General features: G+C 70.1%; 15 protein-coding genes. 7 read left to right on the forward strand and 8 right to left on the reverse strand.

Annotated features, from left to right (window positions below; genetic code table 11):
• Positions 1–30: 30 nt before the first annotated feature.
• Positions 31–1,425, reverse strand: a complete 1,395-nt coding sequence (locus tag H4W30_RS00675) for a mycothione reductase (protein ID WP_192741005.1) — start codon at positions 1,423–1,425, stop codon at positions 31–33.
• Between the two features lie 76 nt (positions 1,426–1,501).
• Positions 1,502–2,164, reverse strand: coding sequence for a M15 family metallopeptidase (locus H4W30_RS00680; RefSeq protein WP_192742365.1), 663 nt, complete (start codon positions 2,162–2,164; stop codon positions 1,502–1,504).
• A 346-nt stretch (positions 2,165–2,510) separates the two neighbouring features.
• On the opposite strand from H4W30_RS00680, the gene H4W30_RS00685 reads away from it, so the two are divergent.
• Positions 2,511–3,344 (forward strand): S1 family peptidase, encoded by an 834-nt coding sequence (locus tag H4W30_RS00685; RefSeq protein WP_192741006.1) that lies wholly within the window; start codon positions 2,511–2,513, stop codon positions 3,342–3,344.
• Positions 3,345–3,377: 33 nt separating this feature from the next.
• Positions 3,378–3,860, forward strand: coding sequence for a GNAT family N-acetyltransferase (locus tag H4W30_RS00690; RefSeq protein WP_192741007.1), 483 nt, complete (start codon positions 3,378–3,380; stop codon positions 3,858–3,860).
• Here the strand turns inward: H4W30_RS00690 and H4W30_RS00695 are convergent.
• From H4W30_RS00695 to H4W30_RS00710, 4 genes are all read right to left on the reverse strand, one after another.
• On the reverse strand, positions 3,826–5,013 hold the full coding sequence (locus H4W30_RS00695; protein WP_192741008.1) for an 8-amino-7-oxononanoate synthase: 1,188 nt from the start codon (positions 5,011–5,013) through the stop codon (positions 3,826–3,828). The genes H4W30_RS00690 and H4W30_RS00695 overlap by 35 nt on opposite strands.
• A 137-nt stretch (positions 5,014–5,150) precedes the next feature.
• Positions 5,151–6,656: a DEAD/DEAH box helicase gene (locus H4W30_RS00700; protein ID WP_126736044.1), complete on the reverse strand. Its 1,506-nt coding sequence runs from the start codon at positions 6,654–6,656 to the stop codon at positions 5,151–5,153.
• 343 nt (positions 6,657–6,999) lie between these two features.
• Positions 7,000–7,941 (reverse strand): serine protein kinase RIO, encoded by a 942-nt coding sequence (locus tag H4W30_RS00705; RefSeq protein WP_192741009.1) that lies wholly within the window; start codon positions 7,939–7,941, stop codon positions 7,000–7,002.
• 290 nt (positions 7,942–8,231) lie between these two features.
• Positions 8,232–11,057 (reverse strand): ATP-binding protein, encoded by a 2,826-nt coding sequence (locus H4W30_RS00710; RefSeq protein ID WP_192741010.1) that lies wholly within the window; start codon positions 11,055–11,057, stop codon positions 8,232–8,234.
• A gap of 310 nt (positions 11,058–11,367) precedes the next feature.
• Between H4W30_RS00710 and H4W30_RS00715 the strand changes: the two genes are divergently transcribed.
• The 3 genes from H4W30_RS00715 to H4W30_RS00725 all read left to right on the forward strand — a co-directional run bounded on the left by H4W30_RS00715 (position 11,368) and on the right by H4W30_RS00725 (position 15,674).
• Positions 11,368–12,531: a S8 family peptidase gene (locus tag H4W30_RS00715; protein WP_192741011.1), complete on the forward strand. Its 1,164-nt coding sequence runs from the start codon at positions 11,368–11,370 to the stop codon at positions 12,529–12,531.
• Positions 12,531–14,078 (forward strand): S8 family serine peptidase, encoded by a 1,548-nt coding sequence (locus H4W30_RS00720; protein ID WP_192741012.1) that lies wholly within the window; start codon positions 12,531–12,533, stop codon positions 14,076–14,078. The genes H4W30_RS00715 and H4W30_RS00720 overlap by 1 nt, the downstream gene beginning before the upstream one ends.
• A 72-nt stretch (positions 14,079–14,150) precedes the next feature.
• Positions 14,151–15,674: a phytoene desaturase family protein gene (locus H4W30_RS00725; RefSeq protein ID WP_192741013.1), complete on the forward strand. Its 1,524-nt coding sequence runs from the start codon at positions 14,151–14,153 to the stop codon at positions 15,672–15,674.
• 53 nt (positions 15,675–15,727) lie between these two features.
• Here the strand turns inward: H4W30_RS00725 and H4W30_RS00730 are convergent, their stop codons facing one another.
• The gene (locus H4W30_RS00730; protein ID WP_192741014.1) at positions 15,728–17,179 is read right to left on the reverse strand and encodes a trypsin-like serine protease; all 1,452 of its coding nucleotides are present in this window, start codon (positions 17,177–17,179) and stop codon (positions 15,728–15,730) included.
• Positions 17,180–17,266: 87 nt separating this feature from the next.
• Entirely contained in the window at positions 17,267–18,022 is a 756-nt protein-coding gene (yaaA, locus tag H4W30_RS00735; RefSeq protein ID WP_192741015.1) for a peroxide stress protein YaaA, read from the reverse strand.
• 59 nt (positions 18,023–18,081) lie between these two features.
• Between yaaA and H4W30_RS00740 the strand changes: the two genes are divergently transcribed.
• Together H4W30_RS00740 and H4W30_RS00745 are read left to right on the forward strand one after the other, a co-directional pair.
• Positions 18,082–19,050, forward strand: a complete 969-nt coding sequence (locus H4W30_RS00740; RefSeq protein WP_192741016.1) for a GNAT family N-acetyltransferase — start codon at positions 18,082–18,084, stop codon at positions 19,048–19,050.
• A gap of 74 nt (positions 19,051–19,124) precedes the next feature.
• Complete coding sequence (locus H4W30_RS00745; RefSeq protein WP_192741017.1) at positions 19,125–20,060, forward strand: aminoglycoside phosphotransferase; 936 nt, start codon at positions 19,125–19,127, stop codon at positions 20,058–20,060.
• The last annotated feature ends 522 nt before the right edge of the window (positions 20,061–20,582 follow it).

Genomic DNA, 20,582 nt, shown 5'->3' on the forward strand with positions numbered 1-20,582 from the left:
CGCATTCAGAGGGCCAAATGCGACCGGGGGTCAGTCCAGGGGCAGGTTCAGCAGCGCGTTCTCGACCAGTTCCGGCATCGCCGGGTGGATCCAGTACTGCCCGCGCGCCATGCTCTTCGCGTCGAGACCGAAGCTCATCGCCTGGATCAGCGGCTGGATCACCGAAGACGCCTGCGGGCCGATGATGTGCGCGCCCAGCAGCTGCCCGGTCGCCGGGTCGGCGAGCAGCTTCGCGAAACCGGTGGTGTCCTCCATCGCCCAGCCGTAGGCGATACCCGCGTAGTCCTGGTGCGATGTCACGTACGAGACGCCACGCTCCCGCGCCTCGCGTTCGGTCAGCCCGACCGAAGCGACCTGCGGCGAGGTGAACACCGCGTGCGGGACGAACCGGTGGTCGGCCTCGATCCGCTCGTCCGGGTGCAGCAGGTTGTGCTGCACGACGCGCTGCTCGTGGTTCGCGACGTGCTTCAGCTCGAAGACCGAAGAGAGGTCGCCGAGCGCGTAGATCCCGTCGACCACGGTCTGCTGGTACTCGTCGACCACGACGTGCCCGCGCTCACCCGTGGTCACCCCGGTGGCGGCGACGTCGAGGAGGTCGGAGTTCGGCTTGCGGCCGGTCGCGACCAGCAGCACGTCGGCCTCGACGGTCTCGGCGCCTTCGGGACCTTCGAGGTCCAGAGCGACGCCCGACGCGGTCTTGCGTGCGCGGACGGTCTTCCGGTCGAGCCGGACGTCGAACCGCTGCGCGGCCAGCTCGGTGAACCGGGCGCTGACGTCGTCGTCCTCGGAACGCAGCAGCGCGCCGGACCGGTTGACCACGGTCACGTCCACCCCGAACGAGGCGAAGACGTGCGCGAACTCGGCCGCGATGTACCCGCCGCCGAGGATCACGATGCTCGACGGCAGCTCGTCGAGCCGCATCACCGTGTCGGAGGTGTGGTAGCCGGTCTCGGCGAGCCCGGGGACGTCCGGGATCACCGGGCGCCCGCCCGCGGCGAGCACGAACTTGTCGGCGGTGATGGTCTCCGGCGGACGGCCGTCGGAGTAGCTGACCTGAAGTTCCTTGTGCCCGGTGAAGCGGCCTTCGCCCTCGTACACGGTGACGTTCTTGTTGTCCTCGTGCTGGACGCGGTACTCGCGGCCGCCGGCGGCGATCGGGTCGATCCGACCGAAGATCCGGTCGCGGACGTCGCGCCAGCGGACCCCGGTCAGCTCCTCGTCGACGCCGAACTTCGACGACGTGGCGGGGGTGGCCGCGACGTTGGCGGCGTGCACGAACATCTTCGTCGGGATGCAGCCCACGTTCAGGCAGGTCCCGCCGAACGTGCCCTTCTCCACGATCGCCGTGTTCCAGTCCGCGAAACGCGGGTCGAGGATCGAGTTGCCCGATCCGGTACCGACGATCACCAGGTCGTAGTGGGGCACGCTGTCTTCCTTTGCGGCGGGGGAGCGGGTGGTTCCGACTCTAGCCAACTTGTCACGGCGAGCGGTTGTTCCCGCTTCAGCGCCCGTTGGCGCTGAAGTGCATCAGGTCCTTCGGCGTCGTCCAGGTGCCGCCCCAGGTCCAGCCGATCGCGGAGAACGCGGCCACGGTCCGGTCCCCGGCGGTGATCATCCCCGGCCGCCGGTTTCCCCGGTCGAGGTACGCCGACGCGAGCTCGGGCAGCACGAGGTCGCCCTTGGTGTACGGATTGCAGAAGGGGTCGACGTCGATCGCGAGACCGTAGGCGTGCGCGGACCAGTTCGCCTGGCCGCGCGCCGGACGGCAGACGAAGGCGGTGGTGTTGTTCCCGTCACCCGTCGGGGGAGCGGTGAGTTCGGCGGGAGCGGTCACACGCATTTCCTCGATCGGGAACTTCGCGGCGAACAACTGCCCGAACACGGTGACGACGGCGTTCGCCGCCGACGCGTTCACGAGCATTTCCCCGGTGTGCGCGCGGCCGTCGAAACCCCAGAACGAGAGCGTGAGATAACGCAGTTCGCCCGCGGCGACCGGGCATGCCGCCTGCCAGGTGCTGCGCGCGAGAACCTCGGCGGGAACGGGATTCACCGTGCCCGAGAACCGGTTCCCGGCAGGCGGCGGAAGCAGGTCGGTGGTCGGCAGGGAACGGTTCGCCAACACGGGAGGAGTCGGGAGGATCTGCCCGAAACCGTCACGACTCAAGGGAAGCGGCTTCGCGCCGACCTGCCAGGCAGGGGCGGAGGTGGGCGGAGTCGTTGCCGCCGAAGGGGTTTCGGCGGGCGCGCTGGTCACCGCGGGAGTGGACGGCGTGGGCGGGGCCGGGCTCGAACACGAGAAGAGCAGAAGGGCCGTAGCCGCCAGAACCGTCGCCGTAGCCCGCACGGCGTCCAGGGTGACAGATGCGTTCGGTGAGCACAGGTCCACCCGTTTCAGTGACACCACATCGGGCTTTCTCCGATTAGGGTATTCGCGATCGCTCGTGTACGCGCTGGAGTCGAATGACTTCCCAGGGTTTGACCGTACGTACGCCCCGGTGAAGGGACAGAACATGCCCAAGAAGTCACGTCGCACCCTGCTGCTCGCGGTCGGTGCGGTCCTCGCGACGGCCGTGATGGTGCCGGTCGCGGTCAACAGCGCGGCGGCGGACGACACCTCGGCGAGCGGCCCGGAACAGGCGGCCGAGCCGAGGATCGTGGGCGGTGGCAAGGCTTCGGTCTCGCAGCACCCGTACGCGGTCTATCTGGCCGATCGCGGCGGCAACCAGTACTGCGGCGCGGTGATCGTCAGTTCCACGACGGTCGTGACGGCGGCGCACTGCGCGGTCGCGGTCAAGCGCGCCGATATCCGCGTGGTGGCGGGGCGGGACAACAAGCGCTCCCGGGACGGCGTGGAACTGCGGGTTTCGCGGATCTGGGTCAGCCCCGACTACAGCGGCGACCCCGGAAAGGGTGACGACATCGCGGTGCTGACGGTCGGCGGGCAGCTGCCGTACCGGCCCGCGAAGGTCGCGGACAACGGCGACGCCGGCCTCTACGAGGAAGGCACGAAGGCGACGGTCCTCGGCTGGGGCCGCGTCTCCGAGGGCGGCGCGCGGTCGGACTACCTGCGCAGCGCGGTCGTCCCGGTGGTCAGCGACAAGACCTGCCGCACCGCGTACTCGGGCTACGACCCGAGCGACATGGTGTGCGCCGGCTACCCCGAAGGCGGTATCGACGCCTGCCAGGGCGATTCGGGCGGGCCGCTCATGGTCGGCGACACGCTGATCGGGATCGTGTCGTTCGGCGAAGGCTGCGCGAAGGCGGGCAAACCCGGTGTCTACACCCGTGTCTCCCACTTCGCGAACGACATCTCCCAGCAGAAGAACCGGGGCCTGATCGGCTGATCGGTGCCTTCTCCGCCTCCGATGTGCTAACAAGTGGGCGTGACCACCGACACCCCGATCATCGAGACCTCGTCGTTCCCGCTGTCCGTCGCCGGTGACGAGATCACCGCCGCGCAGCTGCACGGCATCCTCCGCCTGCGCGTGGACGTGTTCGTCGTCGAGCAGGACTGCGCCTATCACGAGATCGACGGGCGTGACCTCCTGCCCGGCACCCGGCACCTCTGGATCGGGGGTTCCGTCGCCGTCGACTCGTACCTGCGGGTGCTGCAGGACGCCGGCGGCACCTTCCGCATCGGCCGGGTGTGCACGGCCGTCCGCTCACGCGGCAAGGGACTCGCGGGACGCCTGATGGAGACCGCCCTCGCCGGCATCGGCGACGCGCCGTGCGTCCTCGACGCGCAGACGTACGCGACGGATTTCTACGCCAAGTACGGCTTCGTGGCCGAAGGCGAAGAGTTCATGGAGGACGGGATCCCGCACCTCACGATGTGGCGCCGGGAGGCGCCGCGGCCGTGATCACCCCGACCGCCCGGTCCACGTCGGCCTCGGTGAGGTCGGCCCGCGCGGTCAGGCGCAGGCGGGAGATGCCGTCGGGTACGGACGGCGGACGGAAGCACCCGACCCGCACCCCCTGATCGGCGCACGCGGCCGCCCACGCGACGGCCGATTCCGGTGACGGCGCCTGCACCGAGATCACCGCGGCGTCCGGGAGACTGACCCGGAAACCCGCGGATTTCAGCTGCATGGCCAGGTTTCCGGCGGCGTCGGTCACCTTGGTGGCCAGCTCGGGCTCGGCCTTCAACGCGGTGAGGGCGGCCAGCGCGGCGGCCGCACTGGCGGGCGCGAGACCGGTGTCGAAGATGAAACTGCGCGCGGTGTCCACGAGATGCTTGATCACCCGACGCGGCCCGAGTACCGCACCGCCTTGTGCCCCAAGGGATTTCGACAGCGTGATCGTGGTGACGACGTCCGGCGCGCCGGAGAGTCCCGCCGCGTGGACGGCACCACGGCCGCCCTCGCCGAGGACGCCGAAACCGTGCGCGTCGTCGACGAGCAGTGAAGCGCCGTGCTCGCGGCAAACACCGGCGAGCCGCTCCAGCGGCGCGATGTCGCCGTCGACGGAGAACACGGAATCGGTGACGACGAGCGCGCGCGGCTTGCGGCGGGTCGCGAGCGCGTGCTTGAAGGCGCTCGGGTCGCTGTGCGCGACGGCGGCGATGTCCGAGCGGGACAGGCGGCAGCCCTCGATCAGCGAGGCGTGGATGTACTTGTCCGTGACGATCGCGGAATCCGCGCCGGACAGGGCCGTGACGGCGCCGAGGTTCGCGGTGAAGCCGGACGAGAAGACCAGCGCGGCCTGTGTGCCGCAGAAACGGGCGAGCTCGTGTTCGAGTTCGGCGTGGACCTCGGTGGTGCCGGAGACGAGCCGGGAGCCGGTGGCCCCGGCGCCCCAGCGCAACGCGGCCGCGGCCGCCGCGCCGGCGACGCGCTTGTCCCTGGCGAGCCCGAGGTAGTCGTTACCCGCGAGATCCAGCTCCGGTTCCTGTGCCTGCCGGATGCGCAGCTTGCGCACCAGCCCGGCCTCGGCCCGCTTCTCCGCCTCCACGTCGAGCCAGTCGAAGACCTGGTCGGGCGGGAGGTTCTGGGAAGCGGGGCCGGAAGAAGTCACGTCCCGCAGTCTCCCATCCGCTGTTTCCCGATGGGCGTGGTGGTCCCCACAGCGATGAACGGGCCGTTCCTCGCGAAATTCGCGGGGAACGGCCCGTTCATGGCACTAGCTCGCCGGGAGGACCGGCTTCAGTTGTTTCAGCTGTCGTAGCTGCGACGCGGACGACCGTTGCCCGGACGCTGCGGACGGCCGTTGCCGCCACCGGACTCGCCGCGACGCGGGCGGCCGCGGAAGCCGCCGGGACGGCCGCCTTCGCGGTGACCGTGACCCTCGCGCGAGCCCTGGTAACCGCCGCGGTCGCCACCGTAGCCACGGCCACCGCCGCGACGCGGGGATTCACGACGACGCTCGACGACCGGCTCGCCGCTGGGCTGCTGCGCACCGGTGATGCGAGCGAGCTCGGCGTCGCCGGGGCGGACCGTGGTCTGCTCGGCGCGGACACCGGCGCGGTCGGTCATCCGGCGCACCATGCGGCGCTGGTCGTGGGTGACCAGGGTGACCACGACACCGGACGCCCCGGCGCGCGCGGTGCGGCCGGCGCGGTGCAGGTAGTCCTTGTGGTCGGCGGCCGGGTCGACGTGCAGCACGAGCGAGATGTCGTCGACGTGGATACCGCGCGCGGCGACGTCCGTGGCGACGAGGACGGGCGCGTAGCCCTCCTTGAAGTCCGAGAGGACGCGGTTGCGCTGGCCCTGGGTCTTGCCGCCGTGCAGCGCGGCCGCGTGGACGCCCTTTTCGCGCAGGCGCTCGGTGAGGCGGTCCACGTGGTGCTTGGTGCGGACGAACATGATCGTGCGGCCCTCACGGGCGCCGATCTCGGTGATGATGTCCTGCTTGTCCTGGTGCGACACCTGGAACACGTGGTGGTCCATGGTGGTGACGCTCGCGGTCGACGGGGCGACCGAATGCGTGACCGGGTCGGTCAGGTACGCGCGGACCAGCCTGTCGACGTCACCGTCGAGGGTGGCCGAGAACAGCAGGCGCTGGCCGCGGGCCGGGGTCAGGTCGAGGATCTCGCGGACCTGCGGCATGAAGCCCATGTCGGCCATCTGGTCGGCCTCGTCGAGCGCGACGAAGTTGACGTCGGACAGCGACGCGGTGCCCTGGCGGACGTGGTCCGACAGCCGGCCGGGGGTGGCGATCAGCAGGTCGACGCCGCGGGAAAGCGCGTCGGCCTGGCGGGTGAAGGCCATCCCGCCGACGGCGGTGCGGCACCACAGGCCGAGCGACTTGGCCAGCGGGGTCAGCGAGTCGGCGACCTGCATGGCCAGCTCGCGGGTCGGGACCAGGATCAGCGCGCGCGGGTGCTTCGGCCGGGCACGGCCGCCGTTGAGCCTGGTCAGCATCGCCAGGCCGAAGGCGAGGGTCTTGCCGGAACCGGTCTGGGCGCGGCCGAGCACGTCGCGGCCGGAGAGCGCGTCGGGGATGGTCGCCGACTGGATCGGGAACGGGGAGGTGATACCGGCGTCGGCCAGAGCCCGCAGCAGCGGCTCGGGAAGGCCGAGCTCCGCCCAGGTGGTGGCCTTGACACTCTCGACGGCGTCGTTGTGCAGCATCGAGTCACCCGCGGGGCGGGTGCGCGGCTTACTGCGGTGCTGACGTGCCGACGGTGAGACGTGGCCGGAGTTGAACGTGACTGTCACAAATGCCTCTCGGACGTGGCACGTCACAAGGAGGCCCGGGCTGCCCGCACGCAGGCAAGGCAAGATGGTGTGCACAGATGGGCGTTCACAGGGACGAACCCGGCACACCGCGTCTGCGTGACACCGCGCGCCAATTGGTTGATACGGATACCGCGAGCCATTCGGTTGGCTTTGGAGGCGACGGACACCAACTCATCCACGCCGCCGGTTGCGGTCTGTCACTACTGTACCGGACCGTTATCCGGCCTCCCAACCGGAGGGACCGATTGTGGGCAGGGTCTCCACGACGGGTCGTTCCCGGCGCCGCACGCCGGGAACGACCCTGTCATGACACTGTGGACGGTCACCGGAGACCGGCGATCTCCTTCAGCTCCTCGATCAGCTCCGGGACCGCCGTGAGCCGCTCCGGCAGCCCACGCGAGTGGAACCACGTCGCGATGTTCCGCACGTCCCGCGCGAGGAACTCCAGCCCGCCGGGATTCGCGACGATGTCGACCACCTGCGGCAGATCGATCACCATGATCCGCTCACGGTGGACGAGCAGGTTGTACGCCGAGAGGTCGCCGTGCGCGAGCCCCTGGGACGCCAGCAGTTCCAGCATCGCCGAGGTCTGGAACCACAGTTCCCGCAACTGCTCGGGCTCCGGCCGGACCTGCGCCAGGCGCGGCGCGGCCGTCTCGCCGTCGCCGAGGAACTCCAGCAGCAGCTCGGTGCCGTCGCGCTGCACCGGGTACGGCACCGGCGCGCCGACCGACCACAACCTGCTCAGCGCGCCGAACTCGGCCACGGCCCACTGTTCGGCGATGAGGTTGCGGCCGAAGCTGCTGCGCGACTCCATCGCCCGCATCTCGCGCGACCGGCGCATCCGCCTGCCTTCGAGGTAGCCGGCGTCGCGATGGAACAACCGGTGCTCGCCGCTGCGATACCGCTTGGCGGCGAGCACGACGCCCTCGGTGCCGGGCAGATTCCGCCGGACGAGGTGGACGTCCGCCTCCTTGCCGGTCTTGAGGATGCCGAGTTCGGAGTCGACCGCCGCCAGTTCGGTGATCACCCAGTCCGGGCGCGGCAGCGGCCCGTGCTCGGCGTCTCCCCACGTGCTCCAACGGTCGGCGCCGTCGGGGATGGCGGTTTCGGTGTAGGCGTCCTCACGCAGCCGGGCGAGCCGGACGCGTTCGGCTTCGGTGAGCCGTCCGCCACGGGTGGGTTCGGGCTCGTCGTCGAAACGGGGACGACGGGTACGGCTCGGACGGCTGTGGTTTTCTTCGTCGAGATCGTGCTTGCGCACTGGTGGGTTCTCCTAGATCAGGGATGCCCCACCGGGCGAGCGTCGTGGCTCCGCGCTCAGCCGCGAGGGGCGAGTGGATGGGGGCGGCCAAGGCCCCGGACAGTCATCAGCACGAGGCACCTCCCTGTCGCATCCACCGGCTCCCTGCCGGATCGCGCACGATCATTCCCGACCCCTCCGGGCGACCGCAACCGATTTAATTCTGATAAGTGTCGCGGGCACTTCCGGCCGGTGCTGGGCCTCGTGAGCGGTAAAGACGGTTAGAACCGTCCGAGCCACTCACGACGCGCCTACGCCGACCGCAGCCCCGCCAGCTCGCTCCGCGACCGCACCTTCAGCTTCCGCAGGACACTCGCGACGTGCTGTTCCACCGTGCGCCGTGACAGGAACAGCACCTCGGCGATCTCCCGGTTGGTGTGCCCGGCGGCCAGCAGCCGGGCGACGTCGCGCTCGCGCGGGGACAGCTCGTCGCCGTAGCCGCGGCGGCCGCGCCGCGACGGGGCGACCGCGCCGGTCGACCGGAAGGCGTGGCGGCAGCGTGCGGCGTCGCGGGTGGCGCCGAGGTGGTCGAAGGTCTCCGCGAGTGCCGCGAAGGTCTCGGCGACGTCCTCGTTGCGGGCCAGGCCGCAGCGCGCGGCGCGTTCGGCGACAAGCGCCGCGTGATACGGCGCGGGAAGGGCATCGAACCGGGTCCGAGCCTGCTCGAAGGCCTCGATCGCTTCCTCGTGCTCGCCCCGGGAAGCCGCGATCAGCCCGCGGTTCGCGGCCAGCGCGGCCCGGGTCGACGGCGCGTCGAGGTCGCCGATCTCCCGTTCGAACTCGTCGGTCAGCGCTTGCGCGTCGGCGTCCCGTCCGGTGGCGCAGTACGCGTCGACGGCGGCCATCAGCAGATCGGCGCCCCAGGCCCAGACACCCTTGGCGCGCAAGAGTTCCAGCCCCTTCTCGGCCTGCGTGACGGCGGCCTCGCCGAGATCCTGGGCGAGCAGCATGCCCGCCATCCCGGCGTGCGCGGCGATCGCGACCGGGGTGAACGCGTTCTCCGGCTGGTCCGCCGCGGTGCCGGCGAACCGGGCGGCGGCCTCGTCCCATTCGCCGCGCGCGGCGGCGAGCAGGCCGAGGACCAGGCACAGTTCGCTGGTCACCGGCAGGAGATCGCGGTACTCGTCGATCAGCGCGCAGGCCCGTTCGGCGAGGCCGTCCCAGTTCCCGGTGAGCCAGTCGGTGTGGACGGCCGTCGCGCGGGCGGTGCTGACGACGTACGGCGCCCCGCAGTCGGCGGCCAGCTGCATCCCGCTGTGCAACAGGCTTCTGGCCCGCCGGTGATGGCCCGTCCAGGCGCAGGCGTCGGCGCTGTTGCAGTGCAGCCGCGCCAAGTGCCGCTGTTCGTCGGTGGAACCGACGCTGGTGGGCGCCCGATCCAGCATGTCCCAGCCGCGCGCGTCGCCGATGTGCAGCCGTGACGCCGCGTTGTTGGCCAGCAGGATGATCTTCAGCCGCCGGTCGGTGGCCCGTTCGATGAGCCCGTCCACCCGGTCCATCCAGCGCCGGTGCTCCCGTAGCGGGGTCGCGCCGACCCACGGCTGCGCGAGGACACCCATCCCGCGCCCGGCCAGGTCGGGCCGGTCGGCGAGGTCGTTGACGGCGATCTCGATCTCGGTCCTCGCCGCCTCCAGCCCGCCCGCCTGGCGCACCAGCAGGAGCCCGAGCCCCAGCCGGACCTCGCCGCTCAGTCGTCCGGACAGCCTGCCGTCGGTGAGCAACCGCTCCAGTGCCGGGACGACCTCGGTCTGCGCGAGTCCGTTGCACGCCACCGAACTGAACTTGACCGCCAGTCTGTCCACATCGGACGGTTGCAGACCCGGTTCGTCGAGCAGGGTGCGGAGCAGATCCGTCGCGGTCGCGAGATCGCCGACCGCCGACGCCTGGTCCGCGGCCGCTTCGCCGTACTTCAGGGCACCGGCCCGGTCACCCGCCTTGCGGCAGTGTTCGGCCAGCCGTACCAGGGATTGCGGGAGTCGGTCGCGCAGCAGCCGCGCGGCCCGCCGGTGCAGTTCCTGGCGATCAGGACCGGGAATGGTGAGGTACGCGGCTTGCTGGGCGTACGCGTGCCGGAAGCCGTACGTGCCTTCGCCGGTCTCCACCAGGACGTTGCGTTCGAGCGCGAGGACGAGCGCGCGGCGGGCGCGCTCGGGGGAGAGCGCGGCCGCGGCGGCCAGCAGGTCCGAAGTGGACGGTGTGGCGAGGACAGCGGCGGCCTCGGCGATCCGCCGGGCGGCCGGTGGCAGCGCGACGAGGTGTTCGACCGTCGCTTCCCGCAGCAGCGCCGGGACTTCGACCGTGTCGAGCAGGTGCCGCGCGGTCGTGCCGTCGGCGTGCACCGCGCCCTCGACGCCGCCGATCGCGTGCACGATCTCCTCGACCACGAACGGGATCCCCGCGGTCCGCTCGTGCAGCCGCGTGGCGAACTCGGCGGACACGTTCGCTTCGCCGAGCAGCGCCGAAACCAGCGCCTGGACGCCGTCGCGGTCCAGCGGCCGGAGCGTGACGAGCGTGTGCGCGGTACCTGGGGCCGGCCGATAGGCGCTGCCGAGCGGGATGCCGCCTGGTGTCTCTTCCCGCCGGTACGTGAGCAGGAGGGTCAGACCGGCGGGCGGATCGGTCATCAGGAACCGCAGCAGGCGACGGGATCCGTCGTCCGCCCAATGGAGGTCCTCGACGAGGAGGACGTGCGGGCCCAGCGAGCCGAGCAGTTCGCGGACGGCGCGGAAGAGCCGGTGCCGTTCGGCCCTGGGATCACCGAGCCGGGGCGGCGGCTCCGGCAGAAAGGCCGCGAGTTCCGGTAGGTAAGGCGCGAGGACGCCGGTCACGGGGTTGAGTTCGCGTGCCGGGCGGATGTCCTTCAGTGCGTCGAAGACCACGCCGTACGGGAACGGCTCGCGCAGCGGCTGGCAGGTTCCGGTGAGGACCGGCCGCCCGGCCAGTTCGGCGCAGGCCAGCAGTTCGGCGGCGAGCCGGGTCTTGCCCACCCCCGCTTCGCCTTCGAGCATGATCACCGACGGCGAGCGCATCGCGCCGTCGAGGAGTTCGCGTAATTCCGCCTCACGGCCGACGAGCACGGGCGAACTCGTCCTGCGTCGGCAGCCACCGATCACCATTGCCGGGTCACCCCCGCTTCACGAACCACACCGTTCGAGTGAACGCAGCTTAAGCGCCCGCTCAGTGCTCACGGAACCCACCCGGACCGTCACAGAACTTTCGTAGGGACGGGGAGTTTCGCCATTAGATACGTAGTCCTACGGACCGTTGCCTCGCTTGTTCGCGCAGGTCCCGCCACCCGAAAGTGATTCATGCGTGACTGCACGTCACGACGCCGGCCCGGAATCCCGCCGGCGTGAACCACCTGTTCGAGTGAACGGAGCTCAGGAAATGCGTGGAGAACTTCGACGTCACCGGATCGCGGGCGCGGTGCTCGCCGGGGCCTGTGCGGCGGCCACCGTGGCCTTCGCCGGACCGGCCGCGGCCGCCGAGGGGCAGATCCGCGGCGCCGGTGTGCCGGGAGCCGTCACGGACGGGTACATCGTCTCGCTCAAGAGCGGCGACGCCGGCCTCGCGGCCAAGTACGGCGGCCAGGTCAAGGCGACCTACACCGCCGCGCTGAACGGTTTCTCGGCGAAGATGACCGAGGCACAGGCGAAACGGCTCGCGGCCGACCCGAACGTCGACTTCGTCCAGCAGGACGCGGTCGCGCATATGACCGGCACCCAGACCAACCCGACCTGGGGCCTGGACCGGATCGACCAGAAGAACCTGCCGCTGGACCGGAAGTACACCTACCCGAACACCGGTTCAGGGGCGACGGTCTACGTCCTCGACACCGGTGTCGACTACCGCCAGGCCGAATTCGGCGGCCGCGCGACCAGCGGGTACGACTTCATCGACAACGACAGCGACGCCCGCGACTGCCAGGGCCACGGCACGCACGTCGCCGGAACGGTCGGCAGCGCGACCTACGGCGTGGCCAAGGGCGCCAAGATCGTGTCGGTCCGCGTGCTGAACTGCCAGGGCAGCGGCCAGTACTCGCAGATCATCAGCGGGATCGACTGGGTCGTGAAGAACGCCAAGGGCCCGTCGGTGCTCACCATGAGCCTCGGTGGCCCGGCCGACTCCGGAGTGGACGCCGCCGTGCGCCGCGCCGTTTCCGCGGGTATCACCAACACGGTGGCCTCCGGTAATTCCAACACCGACGCCTGCGGCACCAGCCCGGCCCGGGTGCGTGAGGCCATCACCGTCAACGCCACCCAGAGCGACGACCGCCGGTCGACGTTCTCGAACTACGGCAGCTGCACCGACATCTTCGCGCCGGGCACCAGCATCACCTCCCTGCGCAACGGTGGCGGCACCCAGCAGATGAGCGGTACCTCGATGGCGACGCCGCATGTCGCCGGCGCGGCCGCGATCTACCTGACCTCGAACCCGTCGGCGACCCCCGCCGCCGTGGCCTCCGGTCTCGCCAACGCCGCCACCAACGGCGTCGTGACGAGCCCGGGCTCCGGTTCGACGAACAAGCTGCTGAACGTGACGGGCCTCTGATGCGGCGCGGCGTGCGGGCCGGTGTGGTGGCCGTCGCGGCCACCGCGCTGGCCGCGCTCGCCGCGGGCAACGCCCTCGCCGCGGAGGCGGAAGGCGTTGTCGTGCAGGCGAAGCAGCACTACGGCGATCAGTACATCGTGGAGCTTCACGATGTGGGCACCCTGGCGGTCGAGCAGTCCTCGGCCGCGCTGACCGGCCGCTACGGCGGCGAGGTCCGGTCGGCGTACAAGAACGTGCTGCGCGGGTTCTCGGTCAAGGGCATGTCCGAGCGGCAGGCCCGGCGGCTCGCGGCCGACCCGGCGGTCAAGGCGGTCTACCAGGACGGCACCGCGCGTGCCGTCGGCACGCAGGCCAACCCCACCTGGGGGCTCGACCGGGTCGATCAGAAGAACCTGCCGCTCGACAAGAGCTTCACGTACCCGAACACGGGCGAGGGCGTCACCGCGTACGACCTCGACACCGGGATCAACCCGGCTAACCCGGAGTACGAGGGACGCGCGTCGGTCGGCAAGGACTTCTTCGGCGGCGACGGGAAGGACTGCAACGGGCACGGCAGTCACACCGCGGGCACCATCGGCAGCAAGACCTACGGCGTGGCGAAGAAGGTCAAGCTCGTCGGGCTGAAGGTGCTGGGCAACGACTGTTCGGGCAACGGTCCCGACTCCGGCATCATCGACGCGGTCGAATGGATCACCGCGAACGGCACCAAACCGGCGGTGGCGAACCTGAGCCTCCGGATGGATCAGGCGGGCGTCGGCGACGACGTCATCAAGAAGTCCATCGCGGCGGGCTTCGTCTACGTGGTGGCGGCGGGCAACGAGAACCAGAACGCCTGCAACGTCAGCCCCGCTCGGGTTCCCGAGGCGATCACGGTCGGCGCCTCGGACAGCAGTGACAACAAATCCTCGTTCTCCAACCACAGTTCGTGCGTGGACATCTTCGCCCCTGGCAGCAACATCACGTCGCTGTCCACGTCCAACGGTGGTTCGGCGAACATGAGCGGGACGTCGATGGCCACGCCGCACGTGGCCGGGGCGGCGGCGCTGTACCTCGCCGCGAACTCCGGTGCCACCGCGCAGCAGACGCGGGACGCGCTGGTGAACAACGCCTCCGACGGCGTGCTCAAGGGACTGCCGTCCGGCACGGTCAACAAACTGCTGAACGTGTCGTTCATCGGCGGCGGTGGCCCCACACCGACGTGCGGGGTCAAATCCAACACGACACCGGTGTCCATTCCGGACGCGGGTGACGCGGTGACCAGTTCGGTGACGCAGGAAGGCTGCGACGGGAAGGCGTCGGCGACGCTGCCGGTCAAGGTCGACATCGCGCACACCTACACCGGTGACCTGGCGATCGACCTGATCGGGCCGAGCGGTGCGGTGTTCGGCCTCAAGCAGGCGGGAGGGATCGGCGAGGCGACCGGCGTGCACACGTCGTACACGGTGAACGCCTCGTCCGAACCGGCGAACGGGACCTGGAAACTGCGGGTCCGTGACGTCTACCGGTTCGACAGCGGGACGATCGAAGGTTTCTCCATCACCTTCTGAGTCCTTGCGAACGGCGGTGCGCCGCGGTCACGATGACCGCGGCGCATTGTCGTTTTCGCTGGGAGGCTGTGCATGGAGTCCTACGACGCCGTGATCGTCGGTGGCGGGCACAACGGCCTGGTGGCGGCGGCCTACCTGGCCAGGGCCGGCCGCTCGGTGCTGGTGCTGGAACGGCGCGACGAGGTCGGCGGGGCGGCGGTCTCCTTCCGTGCCTTTCCCGGCGTCGACGTCCGGCTGTCGCGGTACTCGTACCTGGTGAGCCTGCTGCCGCGCAAGATCATCGCGGAGCTGGGGCTCGGCCTCGATCTCCGGCGGCGGCGGATGTCTTCGTACACCCCCGTCGGCGACAGGGGTCTCCTTGTCGACACGGGCGACGACGGCCGTACGGCGGCGTCGTTCTCCGCGCTCACCGGGTCCACAAAGGACTTCGAGGCTTGGCGACGGTTCTACGCGATGACGTCCCAGGTCGCGAAACGGACTTTCCCCACCCTGACCGAACCGCTGATGTCCAGGGAGGAACTGCGCTCGGGCATTGAGCGCCAGGCGTGGGACGCGCTGTTCGAACGGCCGATCTCGGAGACGCTCACCGCCATGTTCGGTGACGACGTCGTCCGCGGCGTGGTCCTGACCGACGCGCTGATCGGCACTTTCGCCGGCGCCGGCGACTTCCGGCAAAACCTGTGCCTGCTCTACCACGTGATCGGCAACGAGACCGGCGACTGGGACGTGCCGGTGGGCGGGATGGGCGCGGTGACCGGGGCGCTCGCGTCGGCCGCGTCTTCCGCCGGGGCCCGGCTGACGACCGGTGCCGAAGTGCTGTCGATCGACCCCGGCGGCTCGGTGCGTTACCGGCTCGGCGACGACGAGTTCGTGGTGCGTGGCGGTCACGTGCTGTCGAACGTCGCGCCGCGGACGCTCGCGCGGTTGCTGGGGGGAGAGCCGCCGGAGACGCCGGAAGGCGCGCAGCTCAAGGTGAACATGGTGCTGTCACGGCTGCCGCGGCTGCGTGATTCGAGTGTCGATCCGCGGGAGGCGTTCGGCGGGACGTTCCACGTCAACGAGAGTTACGAGCAGCTGGCGACGGCCTACTCCGAGGCCGAGGCGGGCCGGATCCCGTCGCTGCCGCCGTGCGAGATCTACTGCCACTCGCTGACCGACCCGTCGATCCTCGGCCCGGCCGAACGGGTCGCCGGGGTGCAGACGCTGACGCTGTTCGGGCTGCATATGCCGGCGCGGCTGTTCGAGGGGCGCAACGACGCGGCGCGTGAGGAGGCCCTGCGAGCGACGTTGTCCTCTTTGGACAGTGTGCTGGCCGAGCCGGTCGAGGACTGCGTGCTGCGTTCGCCGGACGGCGGGTCGTGCATCGAGGCGAAGACGCCGCTGGACCTCGAAACCGAGCTGGGACTGCCCGCGGGACACATCTTCCATCGCGATCTGTCGTGGCCTTATGCGGCGGATGCCGCTCAGGTGGGTCGCTGGGGTGTCGAGACCGCGCACGAGCGGGTCCTGCTTTGCGGCGCCGGAGCTGTGCGGGGCGGTGGTGTCTCCGGTATCCCCGGCCACAACGCCGCGATGGCGGTGCTGGCGAGCGCGTGAAGGCCCCCTTCCCTCGGCTCAGCCGAGGGAAGGGGGCCTTCACGCGCATTCGCTTACTGGACGGTGAGGGTGTAGGTGGCGGTGGCGGTTTTACCCGCCGAGTCGGTCGCGGTGACGGTCACCGGGTACGTGCCCCGTTGGAAGGGCGCGACCACCTGCATGGTCGAACTGCCGCCGCTCGAGATCGTCTTCGGGTTGAAGAACGGTGCGAACGGCAGTCCCTGTCCGGACGCCGACAGCGTGATCGTGCCCGTGCCGCCGGTGGCGGAAACCGTGACGTTGCTGAAGAAACCGGGCTGCGCGGTCCCGCTGGTGGGGCTCAGGCCCACCTTGAGGTCACCGGGTTGCGGCCCACCTTCGCCGACGGTCAGCGTCAGGTTCGTGGTCGCGGTGTCGGCGGTGCCCTTGCCCGAGATCGTGACCGCGTAGTCCTTTTCGGCCGTTCCGGCGGGCACCTCGATGCTCACCTTCGCCGACTCACCCGAGTTGATGGAAGAAGGCTGGAATGTGGCCGTCGCGCCCTCGGGAAGTCCCGTAGCGCTGAGATCGACCTTCTCCGCGCCGTTCTTGCCCGGTTTGCTGGTCACCGTGGCCGAAACGTACTTGCCAGGCTCGACCTTGAGGGCCGACGGCGTCACACCGAGCGAGAACTTCTCCGGGTTCTGCGGCTCGCCGATCTGCTGCTTGACCCAGTCGCCCATCTCGTTGTTGAGCCTGCCGTACACGCTGTACCACTTGAAGTCGCTACGGCTCCAGGAAGCGACACCGACGACCTTGCCGTCCACGATCAGCGGACCGCCGCTGTCACCCGGCAGGATCGTGACGCGTCCGTCGCTGTAGCCGCTGCAGATCATCGTCGCGTCCTTGAAACCCGCGCCGACCCCGCTGCAGTTGCCGCCCTGGACGATCGGCAGCGTGAACTTGTGCAGTTCGACGTTGCGGGTGTCGTCGTTGTGGTCCTTCTTGCCGTATCCGAGCCCGAGCCCCGACTTGCCCGGCTTGTGCAACTCCGTGTCGGCCGAGGTCGCGACCTTCGCGTACTGGCCGCCCGGCACCGGGATGTCGGCGTCCGTGGTGACCACCGCGACGTCGTACCCCTGGTCGAAGTTGACGTACTTCGGATGCTTTTCGTAGCTGACGACGCCGATCCGCGTCCCGCCACCGGCGTTGAGATCGTCCAGCCCGTAGAGGAAGGACTTCTCGCCCGCCGCGTCCTTGCAGTGCGCGGCGATCAGGATCTTGCGCGGCGCGACGACCGACCCCGTGCAGGTCTGGCCTTGCGGCCGCGTGCCACCTTCGCGCAGGCCCGCGATGATGAACGGGTGGTCCTTGACCGAGGCGGGGGTGCCGCCGATGGAGTTCGTGTGCAGTCCACCGGGGACGACCGCTTGATCCGTCGGGGTGACGGCCGGCAGGTTCGCGGCGGCCGCCGGTGCGGGCAGGAGGACCGAGAGGCAGCCGAGGGTGGCGGTGGCGATCCCCAGTAGCCGTTGTCTTCTGTTCACGGTGGTTCCTTTCCAGGTGGCTGGAAATCACTTTCCGCATGTGCACCTGGCGGAACAACCGAGGAAGGAGCCCGTAGGGGTACGGAACTAATGCGCCCCGTCGCCGGTGAGCAGCTCGATACTGTGGTCGCCGGTGCGCTCGACGTCGAGGCCGGCCTTCGTCAGCACCCGCATCAGCTGCTCCACAGTGGACGGTTCGCTGCGCGACTTCACCAGCTCCGCGGCCAGCCGTCCCTTGTACGCCTTGTTGAAGTGGCTCACCGTGGTCCGGTTGCCCTTCGCGTCCTCGGTCACGACGCGCACGGTCACCGCGTCGGGGCGGAGCTTCGCCAGCGCCGAGTAGGTCCCGGACCGCAGGTCGACCACGAGCCCTTCGACGGCTTGGAGCGCCGGCTCGAGGACCGGCTTCCACACGCTGCGGACGGTGCCGAGCGACGGCAGCGCGTTCCCGCCCGAAAGCCGGTATGCGGGGATCGGGTCGGTCGCCGCGACCACGCCGAACAGCGCCGAAGCGACGGCGAGGCGCTTCTCGGCCTTCGCCAGCGTCGCCTTGGTAAAGGACTTCACGTCGAGCGCGTCGTAGAGGACTCCGGTGTAGCGGCGCAGCGCGGGCATCGTGGGGGACGTCCACAGCTCGGCGTTGCGGGCGACCTCGTCGGCTTGCCGCGGCGTGATGCCCAGCGCGGCGACACTGGCCGGGACGTCGACGGCCAGTTCGGTCAGCGCGTCGGCCAGCTTCGCCCGGGTCGGGTTCAGCTCCGGGAACGACAGCGCGTCGAGGTCCAGCGGCGCGCCGGTGCCGCCGGCGGCCTTGGTCTCGGAAGGGGGGAGGAGCACGAGCACCACGGAAGCGTAACTAAATGGGGTGCGTCACCCCGAGGCGCGGGCTTAGCCTCGTCCGCATGAGCCTGACCTGGCGCCCGCTGACCATGGACGACATGCCGCGACTGGCCGAGACCTTCGCCGAGGCGGAGCGTGTCGAGCCGATCGAGGAGCACTACAGCGCGGAGGACCTCGCCGAAGAGATCGGTACGCCGACCGTCGACCTGCCGACGGCGTCCACCAGCGCGTGGGACGGCGAAACGCTGGTCGCCTACGGTCTGCTCCGGAAGCGTGACGCGGCCGATCCGGTGCACATGATGCGAGTCGAGACGCTCGTCCACCCCGCGTACCGCGACGACACGATCGCCGCGCACCTCACCGGTTGGTTCGAGGAGGCGGGCAAGGCGCTCCACGCGAAGTCCCACCCGGACGTACCGCTGGAGCTGCACGCCGCGGCCAACACCAAGCAGCGCTGGCTTTCCGAGGTACTCGTGGACGCCGGGTACGAGCACGCCCGGTGGTTCGTCGACATGCGGGCCGACCTCGGCTCGATCCCGCCGCTGAAACCGCTGCCCGAGGAGTTCCCGCTCGTCGCGTACGAGCAGAAGTACGAGGCCCTCACGCTGCGGTCCCGTAACGAGACCTTCGCCGACCACTGGGGGAGCACGGAGCAGTCCCCGCAGGCCTGGCGGCATCTGGTCGTCGGTGCGAAGGACTTCCAGCCGCACCTGTCGTTCCTGCTGCTGAGCCCGGACAGGGACCGGGTGGTCGCGATGGTGCTGAGCGCCCACTTCGCCTCCGATACGGCGGCCACCGGCGTGAAGGATCTGTACGTCAGCCACGTCGCGACCGACGCGGGCCTTCGCGGGCGCGGGATCGCGGGCGCGCTGCTCGGGCACACGCTCGTCCAGGCCAAGGCCGACGGTTTCCAGCGGGCTTCGCTCAACGTCGACCAGGACAACACCCACCGCGCCCTCGGGGTCTACGAGCGCGTCGGGTTCAGCGAGTTCCAGCGCTGGGCCGGGTACGTGAAGCCCGTTCCGACCTGACCGGTTGTCACCCGAAAGGGCGGATTTCGGTACAGTCGATCTTCTCGGATGAGATCGCTGGGGGTGGTAGGGCGTTGCCGGTTTCCGCACGCCTCGGCTGGCACGACCTGCCGTCGGCGACGCGTGACGCCGTGGAGCGTGAGCTCGGGTCGGCGGTCCGTCGTTCGCTGTGGCAGACCCCGGAATTCGACGGCGGTGTCGCCGCGCGGCTCGAACTCGAACGCGGTCATCGCTGGGTCTTCCTGAAGGCGATCCCCGCGGACAGCCCGCGCGCGGGCGGTTACCGGACAGAGGCCGCCATCGCGCGGCGGCTTCCCGCGGAGGCGCCCACACCGAAGCTCCTGTCCTTTGTGGATGGTGAGTGGCTGGTGCTCGCGTTCGCCGATTTCGACGGCACCAGGCCGAACCTGCGCCCCGGATCGCCGGACCTTTCCGCGGTGCTGGCCACCTTCGGCGCGCTCAGGCGCACGCTCACGCCGTGCCCGCTGCCCGACGTCCCGGACGCCCTCGACGATCTCGGCCCACTCCTGCGAGGCTGGCACGAACTGGCGAAGGAACCGCCGGACGACCTCGACGGCTGGGCCGTCCGCAACCTCGACCGGCTCGTCCAGCTGGAGACGTCGTGGCATCCGTGGTCGGCCGGGGACACGTTGCTGCACAACGACATCCAGCCCGAATACCTGGTGCGGACCGGGCCGGGCCGGGTGCTGGTCACCAACTGGCGCTACCCGGCGCGGGGCGCGGGCTGGCTCGATCTGGTCGCGCTCGTCCCGTACCTGCTCGACGCCGGACACGAACCCGCCGACGTCGACCGGCTGCTCCGGCGGCGCCCCGTACTGGCCGGGGTCCCGGTCTGGGCGGTCACCGCGTTCGGCGTCGCACTGGCCGGGCACGCCGAACGAGCGTCCCGGCTACCGGAACCGCCTGCGACGACGGGTGTGCGCGTGGCGCAACGGCGTCTCGCGGCGGCCATGCGCGAGTGGCTCGCTTACCGGACGCATTGGCAGTAGCGCGGCGGCCGGCGCCGTCTATGAAGGAATCGGGACGTCGAGTGTCCCAAATCCTCCACAGACGACCTTGTGCCTGCGGCCCTCACCTTCGCGCAAGGGCGGCGAACGGGTGTCCGCCCTCCGCGCGGCAGCAGCCCGGCTCGTGAGTGGCCAGGACGGTTCTAACCGTCCATACCGCTCACGAGGTTCATGTGGCGTGCTCGTCGCAGCTGCGCTGAAGGGAGCTTTCGCTGCGTCTGATGCGGCGAAAGGCCCTTTCACGTCTTGCTGGTCGCGTTCTGTTTGACTTGTACCCTCCAGATTCGGGCGTCGGCTCGTGAGCGCCGACGTGTGTCGCGAAAGCCACTTTCGCGACGTCAGGTGTCCCGAAAGTGGCTTTCGCGACATCGGCCTCGACCAGGGCCGTCGCTAGTTCACTGCGGCCGGGGACCCGTTGCGAAAGCCACTTTCGCAACCTTCAACGTTGCGAAAGTGGCTTTCGCAACGCCACCGGGGGGCGACACCTCGGGGCGGGAGAAAGGA

The sequence above is a fragment of the Amycolatopsis roodepoortensis genome (genome assembly GCF_014873915.1).
GTDB classification, from domain to species: Bacteria; Actinomycetota; Actinomycetes; order Mycobacteriales; family Pseudonocardiaceae; genus Amycolatopsis; species Amycolatopsis roodepoortensis.

What these genes read in the sequence shown, in the direction of transcription:
- H4W30_RS00685 (WP_192741006.1), top strand. Translation starts at nt 2,511, where the DNA reads ATGCCCAAGAAGTCACGTCGCACCCTGCTGCTCGCGGTCGGTGCGGTC.
- H4W30_RS00715 (WP_192741011.1), top strand. Translation starts at nt 11,368, where the DNA reads ATGCGTGGAGAACTTCGACGTCACCGGATCGCGGGCGCGGTGCTCGCC.
- H4W30_RS00720 (WP_192741012.1), top strand. Translation starts at nt 12,531, where the DNA reads ATGCGGCGCGGCGTGCGGGCCGGTGTGGTGGCCGTCGCGGCCACCGCG.
- H4W30_RS00725 (WP_192741013.1), top strand. Translation starts at nt 14,151, where the DNA reads ATGGAGTCCTACGACGCCGTGATCGTCGGTGGCGGGCACAACGGCCTG.
- H4W30_RS00740 (WP_192741016.1), top strand. Translation starts at nt 18,082, where the DNA reads ATGAGCCTGACCTGGCGCCCGCTGACCATGGACGACATGCCGCGACTG.